At 51.8% G+C, this 13,004-nt stretch carries 11 protein-coding genes and 1 pseudogene; 8 read left to right on the forward strand and 4 right to left on the reverse strand.

The window, feature by feature from the left end; all coding sequences use genetic code 11:
- The first annotated feature begins 48 nt into the window (after positions 1 to 48).
- From AC0YNV_RS14730 to AC0YNV_RS14760, 7 genes and pseudogenes are all read left to right on the forward strand, one after another.
- Positions 49 to 384 carry a hypothetical protein gene (locus tag AC0YNV_RS14730; protein WP_475768732.1) on the forward strand — a complete coding sequence of 112 codons (336 nt, stop codon included), beginning with the start codon at positions 49 to 51 and terminating at the stop codon, positions 382 to 384.
- On the forward strand, positions 372 to 2,267 hold the full coding sequence (locus tag AC0YNV_RS14735; protein WP_210038475.1) for a PrkA family serine protein kinase: 1,896 nt from the start codon (positions 372 to 374) through the stop codon (positions 2,265 to 2,267). Before AC0YNV_RS14730 ends, AC0YNV_RS14735 begins: the two co-directional genes overlap by 13 nt.
- Before the next feature lie 209 nt (positions 2,268 to 2,476).
- Positions 2,477 to 2,935 (forward strand): annotated as a pseudogene (locus AC0YNV_RS14740) (protoglobin domain-containing protein); the annotation flags it as partial.
- A 90-nt stretch (positions 2,936 to 3,025) separates the two neighbouring features.
- Positions 3,026 to 3,490, forward strand: a complete 465-nt coding sequence (locus tag AC0YNV_RS14745) for a methyl-accepting chemotaxis protein (protein WP_475768935.1) — start codon at positions 3,026 to 3,028, stop codon at positions 3,488 to 3,490.
- A gap of 182 nt (positions 3,491 to 3,672) precedes the next feature.
- Positions 3,673 to 5,130, forward strand: a complete 1,458-nt coding sequence (locus AC0YNV_RS14750; RefSeq protein WP_475768733.1) for a circularly permuted type 2 ATP-grasp protein — start codon at positions 3,673 to 3,675, stop codon at positions 5,128 to 5,130.
- A 30-nt stretch (positions 5,131 to 5,160) separates the two neighbouring features.
- A complete protein-coding gene (locus AC0YNV_RS14755) occupies positions 5,161 to 6,165 on the forward strand; it encodes an alpha-E domain-containing protein (RefSeq protein ID WP_475768734.1) in 1,005 nt (334 codons plus the stop codon).
- A complete protein-coding gene (locus AC0YNV_RS14760; protein ID WP_475768735.1) occupies positions 6,162 to 7,031 on the forward strand; it encodes a transglutaminase family protein in 870 nt (289 codons plus the stop codon). Before AC0YNV_RS14755 ends, AC0YNV_RS14760 begins: the two co-directional genes overlap by 4 nt.
- Before the next feature lie 191 nt (positions 7,032 to 7,222).
- On the opposite strand, the gene AC0YNV_RS14765 is transcribed toward AC0YNV_RS14760, so the two are convergent.
- Both AC0YNV_RS14765 and AC0YNV_RS14770 read right to left on the reverse strand, forming a co-directional pair.
- Positions 7,223 to 7,564 (reverse strand): hypothetical protein, encoded by a 342-nt coding sequence (locus AC0YNV_RS14765; protein WP_475768736.1) that lies wholly within the window; start codon positions 7,562 to 7,564, stop codon positions 7,223 to 7,225.
- Between the two features lie 169 nt (positions 7,565 to 7,733).
- Complete coding sequence (locus tag AC0YNV_RS14770; RefSeq protein WP_475768737.1) at positions 7,734 to 9,167, reverse strand: SpoVR family protein; 1,434 nt, start codon at positions 9,165 to 9,167, stop codon at positions 7,734 to 7,736.
- Positions 9,168 to 9,539: 372 nt separating this feature from the next.
- Here AC0YNV_RS14770 and AC0YNV_RS14775 point away from each other — a divergent pair, with 372 nt between their 5' ends.
- The gene (locus AC0YNV_RS14775) at positions 9,540 to 10,277 is read left to right on the forward strand and encodes a DUF1906 domain-containing protein (RefSeq protein ID WP_475768738.1); all 738 of its coding nucleotides are present in this window, start codon (positions 9,540 to 9,542) and stop codon (positions 10,275 to 10,277) included.
- Positions 10,278 to 10,310: 33 nt separating this feature from the next.
- Here AC0YNV_RS14775 and AC0YNV_RS14780 read toward each other — a convergent pair whose 3' ends face one another.
- Together AC0YNV_RS14780 and AC0YNV_RS14785 are read right to left on the reverse strand one after the other, a co-directional pair.
- Positions 10,311 to 10,937 (reverse strand): C40 family peptidase, encoded by a 627-nt coding sequence (locus tag AC0YNV_RS14780; RefSeq protein WP_475768739.1) that lies wholly within the window; start codon positions 10,935 to 10,937, stop codon positions 10,311 to 10,313.
- Between the two features lie 155 nt (positions 10,938 to 11,092).
- The gene (locus AC0YNV_RS14785) at positions 11,093 to 12,943 is read right to left on the reverse strand and encodes an LTA synthase family protein (RefSeq protein ID WP_475768936.1); all 1,851 of its coding nucleotides are present in this window, start codon (positions 12,941 to 12,943) and stop codon (positions 11,093 to 11,095) included.
- Positions 12,944 to 13,004: the final 61 nt, after the last annotated feature.

Raw genomic sequence — 13,004 nt, forward strand, 5'->3', positions numbered from 1 at the left:
TAGCGTATTCCTTGTACCCTTTTGCAAAATTAGCGGATTGATATGCGAATGATGCAGATTTTAAACATCCGGCCAAATGGCTTCATATTCGCAGGCGGCTGCTGGTCTTTACCGGAAAAAAACATAGGGCGCAGGCATATCTTTGGCCTTCTTGAACCTGACATCGTTGAGGGGTTTTATGGAGCTGATGGGAAAGAAACACGAAAGATGATGAAATCTCGTTTAAAATATAGGGCAACTTCCCCCGTACAGATGCATAGAAATGTAGTACTTCAACAAATTGCCGGTCAGTGGGAACAACGGATAGATGGTCACCCCGTGGTCGAAATAATGGCAGGCAGCATCCCGGGATGGACGAGAGGAGGTACGGCATGGATATTTTGAAACGTATATCGGCGTACAAGGCGGAGAGTGAAAAGCTGGCATGGACCGGAACGTTTAAGGAATACATTGAGCTGCTGAAGCAGAATCCGGCACCTGCTATGACAGCGCATGCTCGTGTCTACGAAATGATTGAATCATATGGGGTGGTGGAGGAGAACGGCCGCAAGAAATACAAATTTTTCGAGCAGGAAATCTTCGGGCTGGACCGGTCAGTGGAGCAATTGGTTGAAGAGTATTTTCATTCCGCGGCCAGACGGCTTGATGTTCGCAAACGGATTCTGCTGCTCATGGGGCCTGTCAGCGGGGGCAAGTCGACGATTGTAACCATGCTCAAGAAAGGACTCGAGCAGTTTTCCAGAACGGAGCGGGGGGCCGTCTACGCGATCAAGGGCTGCCCGATGCATGAGGACCCGCTTCATCTTATACCGCAAGAGCTTCGGGCGGAGGCGGAAAGCGAGCTCGGAGTTCGGATTGAAGGGAATTTATGCCCATCCTGTACAATGAGATTGCGTACCGAGTTTGAAGGCGATATTGAAAATGTGCTAGTCGAACGTGTGCTCATCTCCGAGGACAATCGGGTCGGTATCGGAACTTTCAGCCCTTCGGATCCCAAGTCGCAGGATATTGCCGATCTTACCGGCAGCATTGATTTTTCCACGATAACGGAGTTTGGCTCCGAGTCGGATCCGAGAGCCTACAGGTTCGACGGGGAGCTGAATAAAGCCAATCGGGGCATCATGGAGTTTCAGGAAATGCTCAAATGCGATGAAAAATTTCTGTGGAATTTGCTTTCGCTCACCCAGGAGGGGAACTTCAAAGCCGGCCGCTTTGCCTTGATCTCCGCCGATGAGCTGATCATCGCGCATACGAACGAGACGGAGTACCGGTCGTTTATCAGCAACAAGAAGAACGAAGCTTTGCAATCGCGGATGATTGTTATGCCGGTGCCTTATAACCTGAAGGTGTCGGAGGAGGAGAAGATTTACAGCAAGCTGATTGGCCAGAGCGATATGAAGCATATCCATATTGCGCCGCATGCGCTCAGAGCCGCCGCCATTTTCTCCATACTTACCCGTCTCAAGGAGACGAAAAAGCAGGGCATGGACCTTGTGAAGAAAATGCGGATGTATGACGGCGAAGAGGTGGAAGGCTACAAGGAAGCGGATCTGAAGGAGATGCAGAGCGAGTTTATGGAAGAGGGCATGACGGGCATTGATCCCAGGTATGTCATCAACCGCATATCCAGCGCGCTTATCAAGCAGGATCTGGAATGCATCAATGCCCTGGATGTGCTGCGCGCGCTCAAAGACGGGCTGGATCACCACCCTTCCATCACTCGGGAGGAGCGGGAGCGGTATTTGAACTTCATCTCCATCGCCCGCAAGGAATACGATATGCTCGCCAAGAAGGAAATCCAGAAGGCGTTTGTGTATTCCTATGAGGAATCGGCCCACACCCTGTTTGAGAACTATCTGGATAATATCGAGTCCTACTGCAATTGGACCAAAATCAAGGATCCGCTGACCGGCGAAGAGATGGATCCCGACGAGCGTCTGATGCGTTCCATTGAGGAACAAATCGGGGTCTCGGAGAATGCCAAGAAGGCATTCCGCGAGGAGATATTAATCCGGATTTCCTCCTATTCGCGCAAAGGCAAGAAGTTCGAATACAACAGCCATGACCGTCTGCGCGAGGCGATCGAGAAGAAGCTGTTTACCGATTTGAAGGATGTTGTCAAGATCACCACATCGACCAAAACGCCGGATGAGCGTCAGCTCAAGCGGATCAATGAGGTGACGACGCGTCTGATTGATGAGCATGGCTACTGCCCGGTCTGCGCCAATGAACTGCTCCGCTATGTGGGAAGTCTGCTTAACCGTTAAATTGCTTGAATTGCACGGCCAAAATAAGGCGAGGAACAAAAAACCCGACTATACGGTCGGGTTTTTGTCTGCTTACAGGTTCAGAGAATGGTGAAAGGCAGCGCTTGTCCGGCCAGACGAAAAGGGTTAAGCGCAAGGCAGGTACAATCCGATAATAAGAGGAGGGGATCGATCATAAATGGCTCAACATAAGGAAAGAAGGCTGAGAAATGATTACATTATCGGACCAAAGAGCCCGGCAGCTCGATTACACGGGGATTAAGGAAGAAGACCTGGCACTGCTTGCCGGGCATCGTGAAATTTTCGCCAAGGTTGTTACGGAAGTCGTTGACCGGTTCTATGACCGGATTACACAGGAATCGGAGCTGACGGCGATTATTGCCCGATTCAGCACCATTGACCGCTTGAAGGAAACGATGCGTGTTTATTGGATGTCGCTTGCCGACGGACGGATCGATGAGCCATTCGTGGAGAACCGGATCAGGATCGGAGCAGTCCATTCCCGTATCGGATTGACAACGCACTGGTATCTGGGAGCCTATATGATCTATCTGGATATGGCGACGCAGGTTTTCCGCCGGGTGCTGCCTGATCAATGGCAGAGCGTTATTCATTCTTTGTCCAAAGTTTTCAATTTCGATTCCCAGCTTGTGCTTGAAGCTTATGAGCAGCAGGAAAGAGAGCAAATCGTTCAGTTGGCCAATAAACAGGAGCATGTGCTGAAGTCGGTCGCGGAGGCCGTTCAGGAGCTGGCCGGCATGATTGTCGAGCTTGACCAAAGCGCGCAATCCATCGCGCAATCGGCAGTTTCCACAGCGGGATCGCAAAATCATGCCAATGAGCTGCTCAGCGATCTGCAGCAGGATATGAACAATATCGGCGAGGTGGGTACATTGATCCGCGGGATTGCCGATCAAACCCATCTGCTGGGCTTGAACGCCGCAATTGAAGCGGCGCGTGCTGGTGAGCAGGGAAGAGGCTTTGAAGTCGTGGCAAACGAAGTCCGCAAGCTGGCGGGCTCATCGCGTGAAGCGATGGAAAGCATCCAGGACCGGCTCGAGGAAATCGGACGCAAAATGGTCTATGTCCGACAGGAATCCGAGCAAACGACGCTGCAGGCCAAAGCGCAGGCTGAAAGCTCGGAAGAACTTTCGACGTTCATTCAGACCATTGAGAAGGTCGTGGAGGATCTGAAAAGCCTGAAAGCGCAGTCAACAGAATAGTCTCAACAAGGAAACAAGGCCTGATTATAAAGGCCTTGTTTTTATGTTATATAAGTTGACATATAATGAAGCTTTGGGTATGATTTAGGTAGCGATAACCAGCATAAATTCTCTTGTTTTGAGGGTTTTGCGGCCTAATACTTACATGGAATTAACACTTATGGTCTTTGGAGGCGGTAAGTATGTCAATGGCGATTCAATCGCAGTTCGATCCTTATGATTCTCAGTCCTTTTACGATGAAATGTTCGAGAGCGATGGATTGGTCCGTCCCCATTATGATGGCGCACACCGGGCGTTTACGCGCATGAAGCCCTCTGAGCTCGCTGCCAGGCATGCCAAGCTGCAGCAGAGAATGCTGGAAGAAGGAATTACGTTCACGCTCTACTCTCCGAACCAGTCGGAGCCGCTCGAGCGGACCATTCCTTTTGATTACATTCCGCGTATTATTCCAAAGCATGAATGGGATACAATCGAGAAGGGGATGAAGCAGCGGGTAAAAGCGCTGAACAGCTTTCTTCGTGATATCTACCATGAGCAGCAGATTGTCCGTGCCGGGGTAATTCCGAGGCAGATGATTATTGGAAACACGTATTTCCGCCCGGAGATGGCCGGGCTTGAAGTTCCGCATAACGTATATATGACCGCTTCGGGGATCGACCTGATCCGGGACGAGAACGGCCGTTATTTTGTACTGGAAGACAATTTGCGCACGCCTTCCGGCTTCTCATACCTGTACAAGGGCAGAAGTCTGATGAGCGAGCTGTTTCCCGATCTATATCTGTCGAGCAAGGTGGCTGACATTGAGCGCAGCTTGAATGTGTTCCTGAGCTCCCTGCGCAGTCTTGCTCCTTCTGGCAAAGCCAATCCGCTTATTGTGCTGCTGACGCCGGGTGCCTATAATTCGGCTTATTTTGAACATACCTTTCTGGCTCAACAAATGGGGATCCATCTTGTAGAGGGGCGTGACCTTGTTTACAAGGATCACAAAATCTATCTGCGCGACCTTCGGGGACTGCGGCAGGTGGACGTTATTTATCGGCGTCTGGATGACGAGTATCTCGATCCGCTTGCTTTTCAGCCTGATTCGCTGCTTGGCGTCCCTGGGCTGATGAATGCTTACCGTGCCGGCAATGTGGCCATAGCCAACGCTCCGGGGACCGGTGTGGCAGACGATAAAGCAGTATATGCCTATGTTCCGGATATGATTCGTTATTATTTGGGAGAAGAGCCGATTCTGAACAATGTGCCCACCTTCATTCTGGCACGCAAGGAGGACCGCGAGTATGCCTTAGCCAATCTGGATCAGCTTGTTGTGAAGGAGACTTCCCTGTCGGGAGGCTACGGCATGCTGATTGGTCCGGCTGCCTCCCAGAAGGAGATAGCCGCTTTTGCCGATGCGATCCGGCGGGATCCCGGGCGTTATATTGCCCAGACGACCATGCAGCTGTCCCGTGCGCCGGTTATGCTTGGCGGGGCGATGACTCCGCGTCATATCGATTTGCGCGCATTCGTTCTTATGGGGAAGGAAACCCACGTGATACCGGGTGGTTTGACCAGAGTCGCACTGACGGAGGGGTCATTGGTCGTGAACTCTTCGCAGGGCGGGGGCGTCAAGGATACATGGGTGTTGAGTCGTTAGCCGTAAATTTGTAAACGGAGGGATGCACTTATGATGAGTCGCAATGCGGAGGCCCTGTTTTGGATCGGACGTTATATGGAGCGGGCGGAGAATCATGCGAGGCTGATCGATGTCCACTACCACCTTCTTTCGGAAGAGACGCAGTCCTTCCCGGATGCGGATGAGGATGACAAGGAGCAAAGGCTGTGCAAGTGGGGTCGCATAGTCGAAGTCCTGGGCAGCCGCGCGGCTTATGAGCAGCAGTACGGTACAACTTACAGCGAGCACGATGTCGTGCATTATGTGACGCTTGACCGTGATAACCCCAATTCCCTCGTGACCTGTGTCAACCACGCCAGAGCCAACGTCCGCACCCTCAGAGAGAAGCTGCCAAGCGAGCTGTGGGATGCAACCAACGGCTTCTATCTGTGGCTGAGAGACAAACAGCAGAGCGATCTGGGCCGGGAATCGCCGCATCAGTTCTTCGGGCGAATCAAGGAATGGACCTCGCTGTTCAATGGAATCTGCCAGTCCGTAATGCCGCGCGAGAATGAGTGGCATTTTATGGAATGCGGCCGCTATCTCGAACGTGCCGAGAATACGCTGCGCATTCTGCAATCGGTGGGAGCGAATGGCTACGGCACCTCGTCTCCCGGCGATGAGACTTACGATGTGTACCCATTCCTGCAGGCGGTGCTTCGTTCGGTAAGCGGGTATCAGGCATTCCGCAGATATTATGCCGATGGCCTCTCGCAGGAAGCGATTGTGGAATTCCTCGTCCTGAGCACCGTGTTTCCGCGATCCGTGCATTTTGCTCTGCATGAGCTTGATCATCATCTGCGCGGCATTGAGCTTCAGGAGAGTAAAATGCGCGTGGCGCATGACCGGATTATCCGTCAGGTGGGCAAGGTGAAGGCCGAGCTTGCATGCCTGGAGCGGGAGGATCTGGCGCTGGAGAAGGAAGGGCGCGCTACGGGGCATCTGCTGCAGTCGTCCCAGCAGCTCGGTGTAACCTTCGCGCATACCTTTTTTCGAGTCGAGGAGGCTAGCGCATGAAGCTACGCATCTCGCACACGACCGATTATTATTACAAAAGCCCGGTCACGGACAGTGTCAATGAACTGCGGCTTACTCCCTTTACCAATGAACAGCAGTCCTGTTATCAGCATTCCATCTCTATCGAGCCGGGCGCTTCATTATTCAGCTATGATGATTTCTTCGGCAACCGGGTGCATGCATTCTCGGTCAATGAACCGCACCGCAAGCTCAGGATCCGCACTCAGATGACGGTGGTAACCAAAGAAGCCTTCATCCCAGGTCCTGAGGAGGAGGGTATGCCCCGCAAGCTGACATGGGAGTGGCTGGCAAGCGATGAGGCGCAGAACCGGTTTTCCGAGTACCTGCTGCCGACAGACTATACGGGAGTGACTCCCGAGGTCATTGCTTTTGCAGAAACGGGCTCTGAAGAAGAGCAAGGCGTGCACGGCTGGCTTTCCGGCATCTCTAGGCGCATCCAGACGGAATTCGTCTACGATCCGTATGCCACGGATGTGAATACGATCGCAAGCGATATGATTCATAAGCGCCGCGGCGTTTGCCAGGATTTTGCCCACTTGATGATTGCCGCCTGCCGTGCAAGAGGAGTGCCTGCAAGATATGTGAGCGGCTACCATTTTGTATCGGATTTGCAGGGAGGGAGCGCTGACTTCGAGCAGGCTTCGCATGCATGGGTAGAGGCGTATGCGCCGGGTCTTGGCTGGTGCGGCTTTGATCCGACCAATGAATCGCTGGTGGGCGAGCGCTATGTGAAGATGGGCCATGGCAGAGATTACAAGGACATTGTCCCTGTCAAAGGGGTTTACCGCGGCTCCAGCCAGGCGGAGCTGAAGGTTACGGTGGATGTGGTGAAAATCGATGAATAATGCCGCCTGCGCAGCCTTGCCCGGGTTGTCAGTATAAGAGCAGGTAGTCGCGATGCGAAGCGATACCTGCTCTTATTTGATGTTTCCATATAGCACTGGTCATCCTTATGCTTTGCCTGGATGCAATAAAGCCGCGAACCCTCGATGTTCGCGGCTTTATTGACTTTATGAATCATTGCGTCGGCAGGCTTTTACATGATCGGCGTTTGTCTCAGGACACGATCACGCTCAAATCGATCCAGTGCTTCGGCAGCTTTTTTCAGGTCTTCCTCATGCACCTGGAGCTTGGTGAGGCCTCTTCTGTATCCGCTCTCTCCTGCGTTGACGCTGGGGATGCCCGGATTCGACTGCCCGTCGTCGGTGCGAATTCGGACGCGGAAGCCTTCATTATTCAGGTAAGCATGCTTCTCCTGAAGTTCATTTGCGGAATCGCCTGACGCCGATTGAATCGTTTTCCACCGGTTGGATCTGAGAAAGAAAGCAGCCAGGAACAAAATCAGCGCGACACCAACGACAATAAGCACAATCATCATGGTCATTCACCTCATCGTTCCGGGGAGAACCTCCCTCTTGAAACATTCGGGCTGTGGCTCCCCTATTTAGGTATACCATAACCTCAGCTTTACCGCATTGAAACACTTTTGCTATGAAATGTATTCAAATCCTTCAAAATTGGGCCTGCCTCATGGGCATTCAATGGATTCAAAGAAACTTCCGGCTTGTTTTCTTCCCGTCGCAGCTGAACACAATCGGCTTATCCTCTACAACAGTCTCCAAATGGACGGATTTGCCCCACAGCTGGACGACATGCGGCAGGGTGCGTTCCACGTATTTCAGATCCAGCTCCACGCCCTCATATTGATGATTCAGATACAACTCGCCGTTTCGATTGAAATTTCCATCCGAGACAATAATGCTGGGGAAGCCTCCGTTAACCCGGGAATAGACGAGCTGCTCGCGGATGGTTTCCCATGTTTTATCGGTAATCTTCCATTCCGCGCCTTTCTTCTCGAATACATATAGATCGAGATCCTCGACCAGCTTTTTGGTCAAATAGTTGCGGAGGAAGGATATATCGGAATCATTCTCCCGCACCTCGAACATTTTTTCCCGTCCTGTACCGGGTTTGCGTCCATAGCGTTCCTGCTCTTCTTTCGTCGGGGTATCCCATCTCCGCTCGATATCCTCGAAAATTTTCAGTCCCAGATAATAAGGATTCAGGCTGTTCCGGGAAGGCTGGACCACAGAGGAGTTGAGCTGGGCAAATTCGATTGTCTCGTCGCTCGTCAGGTCAAGCTCGCGGATAATGCGCTGATGCCAGTAGGAGGCCCAGCCTTCGTTCATGATCTTGGTTTCGATTTGCGGCCAAAAATAAAGCATCTCGTCGCGCAGCATCGACATAATATCGCGCTGCCAATCCTTCAGGCCAGGGGAGTATTCCTCAATGAACCAGAGGAGGTCCTTCTCCGGCTTGGGCGGGAACCGCTTGGTCTCCGGCTCCTGCTGGGAGTCCGCATCGGCGGGCTTGTCATCGAGCGACCATAAATCCTCGTAGCCGTATTGGGGCGTATAGGTATTCGGTTTCTCCTTGTTAAGCAGCTCGATGTAGCGGGTTTTGTCAAGCTGATAGGGCTTGATCAGCGTTGGGTCGATATGCTCCTGGATCGCCAGAACCGCATCAATAAATTTCTCCACCGCCGGTGTGCCGTATTCCATCTCATACTGGCTGACGCGGTCGGCCGTAGCGGACATGCTCTCCACCATATTGCGGTTGGAGCCGCCAAATCGCGAATTGTTTTTGAAGAAATCGCAGTGGGCCAGCACATGGGCTACAATCAGCTTATTCTGGATAAGCGAATTGCCGTCCAGCAGGAAAGCGTAACAAGGATTGGAATTGATGACCAATTCATATATTTTACTTAAGCCAAAGTCATACTGGGTCTTCATCCGGTGGAACGTCTTGCCAAAGCTCCAGTGATTGAAGCGGGTTGGCATTCCATACGCACCGAAGGTGTATATAATGTCAGCCGGGCAAATCTCGTACCGCATCGGATAGAAGTCAAGACCGAACCCTTGAGCGATTTCGGTTATTTCTTCAATGGCCCGCTCCAGCGCTTTTATCTCATCCTGCCGCAAATGTCACTCCCCCATGCCAAGCAATTTTTTTGAAATTGAGGATAAAAATAGAAAGATTAAAGATCGGTTCATAACTATATATATGGGGGAGCGTGCTTTGTTATGCGGGAAAAGGGACGGTGAGCCGCATTTCGCTCTGAAATGCAGCTCACCTGTCATGGGCAGGCTGTTCTACAAAGAACTAGCGTTAAAAATAGCGCTCTATACAGCTGCTTTAGGTTTTTTGTGGCGCTTTCTGCTGCTTCAAGATTGGAAAATGGCTAAAATCAGCACTTGGCGGGGTCGTATGCCAAGCTGGCATCATTTAATAATACAGGCCGTTAATTTGACGGTGCCTCTAAGCGAATGTGCACAGGAGGTGAATAGTCGAGGATGAAGGGATTTGATTGTGCGATCCCGCTTACAGCGGCGCAGGCTAAAGCGCTGGCGAATGCGGGGATGATGTTTGCGGCCAGATATCTGGTGCCGGAGAATTTGGCATGGAAACGGCTGACCCGGGCGGAGGCGGAAGCCATCACCGGAGCAGGCATGCAAATTGTATCTGTATTCGAGACGACGGCGAGCAGGGCTGCCAGCGGCGAGGCTGCGGGTAGAACAGACGGTGCGGCAGCGCTGAGGCAGGCCGAACTAATTGGCCAACCGCAGGGAAGCGCGATTTACTTTGCTGTCGATTATGATGCGCAGCCCGCTGCTTACCGGTCGATCGAGGAGTATCTCCGCGCTGCGGACGCTCAAATAACCGGCTATAAGTCCGGAGTATACGGCTCTTATGCCGTTGTGGAGGAGATGGCCAGGCGCGGGGCTTGCGAGCATTTCTGGCAGACGTATGCATGGAGCCGGGGCGAGCAGAGCGCGCATGCCAATCTTTATCAATACCGGAATGGCGTTACCGTTGCAGGAGTATTGCTGGATCTGAACGATTCGTTTGGCAATGAGGGCTGGTGGTCGACCAAAAAGGAGGAAGAACCCGGGATGACAAAAGCGGATGCAGAGAAAATTATCAGTTTCTTGTCGGCGGGATGGTTTGTCGCAAAGACCAAAACAGATAAAGCGGAGTTTCAACGTCTGGCTAATGAAATCCGCAAGTCGGCTGGAATGCCGACGGAATAGGGGAAAGACAGGGCAGTCAGCGGGACTGCCCTCTTAATACAGCCTTCGTGCGCCTGCATAACGGGGAGCCCAATAAGAACTGCCAAGCTGCTGTACATATATGCCGCGTGAGCTGGTTGCGGAGATAAAGGAATCGCCGCCCAAATAGAAGCCGACATGGTTGACGGCCCCCGTGGTCAGGCTCCGGAAGAAAACGAGGTCTCCCTGGCGGAGCATGGACCTGTTAACCGCCCAGCCCTGTCTGTACAGCTCTGAGGCGGTTGTTCGCCGCTGCGAAATGCCGAATTTGTTCAGCATAAAGTATACAAATCCCGAGCAGTCAAAACCGACAGAAGGCCTGGTGCCGCCCCATACATAGGGGGTTTCCAGATAATTAAAGGCATCCTTCACCAGCGCCTGCTTGATAGAGGCGGACGACCGGTAGGTTGCTCTGGCTGCTGCGATCTTGTCTTTTCTATCTGTGGACCTCGCCCCGTCGTGCAGATGATTATTGGCCTGCTCACTGCCTGTTGGACCATAAACTCCTGCAGCCCGGGCCAATTGCCCCGGTTCCGGGCAGAATAATGCCGCCGTACCCGCTGTAAGGCTGGCGGCTGCAGCTAATAGGACGGCTTTTCTCACTTTCCTGAGAGAATAGTGAAAGCCGTTGATTGTGTTCATGACGAACCTCCGTTATGTAAGGATCCCATCCATTCAACCGGTATTGGGAAATTCCTTTTTAATATTGGTAAAACCATGCTTCAATATTCCCGGGCAAAAAAACAGACGCTGGGCAGAGGCCGGCGTCTGTAAATGAAGGACAATGAATAAGTGCATTATTCCAGATTGGGAAGCTGACTGACATAACTGTCCGAGAGCAGGAGCAGCTCCAGCGCCCGGTCAAACTGATCGGAGGTGGCTGCAGAATCCTGCTGACCAAGTCCCGGCAGCGGATAATTGGAGCCGTCCTCGAAGCCGGTTCCCGGCAGGAACATCGCGTTGTCCGTGATCAGGGAGCCTGATGGCAGATAGTAACGCTGCGGCAGCAGATTGGAGGTCTGGTTGAGCAGATCCTGTCCAAAATGAATATGATCCTCGAGCGACACGCCAAGCAAATTGGTGACGGTAGGAAGAACATCGACCTGAGCTCCGGTTTGCTTGAATTCCTGAGGCGTTGTAATTCCAGGGGATGCGATGATAAGCGGTATGTTCATCATGTCCGCATAACCGTATTCATGACCGTAAATCTCTTTCATCAGATCCTTGTCGTCGCGGTGCAGGGAATAGATCGGCAGTCCAAGATGGTCGCCATATACGACGAGCATACTGTTATCCCAGATTCCCCGTTTCTTGAGATCGTCAATAAACAACCCGATGGCAAAATCGGCATAGTTTTGGGCGCGGATATAATCCCCGACGAATGTTCCCTCATAACGTTCAGGCAGTTTCATTTTATATTTACGCTCGGGAATGGTGAACGGGTGATGAGCTGTCATGGATATCACCTGAGAATAGAAAGGCGGTTCGCCTTCGCGATCCATCCGGTCAAGCTCTTCGGCGGTTTTTCTGTACAATACCTCATCAGCGGGACCGAAAAAGACCGTATCATCCGTTCCGAAAAATTCCTGATCATAATATTTTTCAAAGCCAAGCGCCTTGTACAGGCCGCTGCGGTTCCAGAATTCCACCACATTGGTATGGAAGGTCGCTGTTTTGTAGCCGTTCTTGCCCATCAGGCGCGGCAGACTCGGCAGCACCTTGTCGGCATATACCTGCGTAGCGGCGCCCTGCGGCGGAATATAAAATGAGGTATTGACAACGAATTCGGCATCCGAGGTATTGCCTTGACCTACCTGCTGGAAAAAGTGGGAGAAGTAAAAATTTTCCTTGGCGAGCTTGTTCATATTCGGCGTTATTTCCTGGCCGTCAATCTTAAGCCCGATCAGGAAGTTTTGAAAAGCCTCCAGCTGCAGGACGATCAGGTTCTTGCCGGCGGCGGCATTCCAATATTTAGGCTCCGCAGGCTCGCTGATGTTCTTAAGTGTATTAATGGTACCCTGCGAGATTTCGTCCGGATGGATCAGATCTTCGTTGTTGTTCTTGAACAGGGTATATAGCTCGTAATTCAGAATCCCCATGTCTTCCGCTTTTACAATCTCATTCATGCTTGCGCGGTTGGGATAAATACTGAAGAAGCAGAGCACGAGAGAAAAGACGAGCAGAGCGGTTACCACTTTCCGGTTGGCTTTCCTCATGCTGATTCTCTTCCAGTGCAGACCCGTCTGCTTGCGGAAGATTACAAAGCCCAGCACAATGACATCCAGAAATATCAATAGGTAATAGGGATCAAGCAAGGAGAATACGCTGTTTTTGACTGCGGTTACCTGGTTCACTTGCTCCAGCGCGTGATAGGTTACGATAACGCCGTAATATTTGTAATACATGATGACCGCAAAGATGATGGCGGTGACGAATAAATTAGCGGCCAGATAAAGGCCGAGTTTGCGTTTGGTGGCGAATAGTTCAATCAGACAGAACAAAAGCCAGAAGAAAGGGATTTCCGTTACGAGCATGGTCCAGGAAAGGCCGCCGTCAAAAATGACGAAATAGGCGAGGGCGCTTTTAACTAGCAATAATAGAGTGAAGAAGAAAAATGGTCTCATGCGCAGCAAACGCGCAGGGTGCATGAAAGACACTGTGAGCTACCTTCCTTTCAGTGCCGGTGCGGGCAGATTTTAGAGTTAACGC

The sequence above is a fragment of the Paenibacillus sp. JT31N11 genome, from assembly GCF_056269285.1.

Bases quoted from the DNA above. Each gene is read 5' to 3' on its own strand.
- AC0YNV_RS14730 (WP_475768732.1), top strand. From the start codon at position 49: ATGATGCAGATTTTAAACATCCGGCCAAATGGCTTCATATTCGCAGGC.
- AC0YNV_RS14735 (WP_210038475.1), top strand. From the start codon at position 372: ATGGATATTTTGAAACGTATATCGGCGTACAAGGCGGAGAGTGAAAAG.
- AC0YNV_RS14745 (WP_475768935.1), top strand. From the start codon at position 3,026: ATGATTGTCGAGCTTGACCAAAGCGCGCAATCCATCGCGCAATCGGCA.
- AC0YNV_RS14750 (WP_475768733.1), top strand. From the start codon at position 3,673: ATGTCAATGGCGATTCAATCGCAGTTCGATCCTTATGATTCTCAGTCC.
- AC0YNV_RS14755 (WP_475768734.1), top strand. From the start codon at position 5,161: ATGATGAGTCGCAATGCGGAGGCCCTGTTTTGGATCGGACGTTATATG.
- AC0YNV_RS14760 (WP_475768735.1), top strand. From the start codon at position 6,162: ATGAAGCTACGCATCTCGCACACGACCGATTATTATTACAAAAGCCCG.
- AC0YNV_RS14765 (WP_475768736.1), bottom strand. From the start codon at position 7,564: ATGATGATTGTGCTTATTGTCGTTGGTGTCGCGCTGATTTTGTTCCTG.
- AC0YNV_RS14775 (WP_475768738.1), top strand. From the start codon at position 9,540: ATGAAGGGATTTGATTGTGCGATCCCGCTTACAGCGGCGCAGGCTAAA.
- AC0YNV_RS14780 (WP_475768739.1), bottom strand. From the start codon at position 10,937: ATGAACACAATCAACGGCTTTCACTATTCTCTCAGGAAAGTGAGAAAA.
- AC0YNV_RS14785 (WP_475768936.1), bottom strand. From the start codon at position 12,943: ATGCACCCTGCGCGTTTGCTGCGCATGAGACCATTTTTCTTCTTCACT.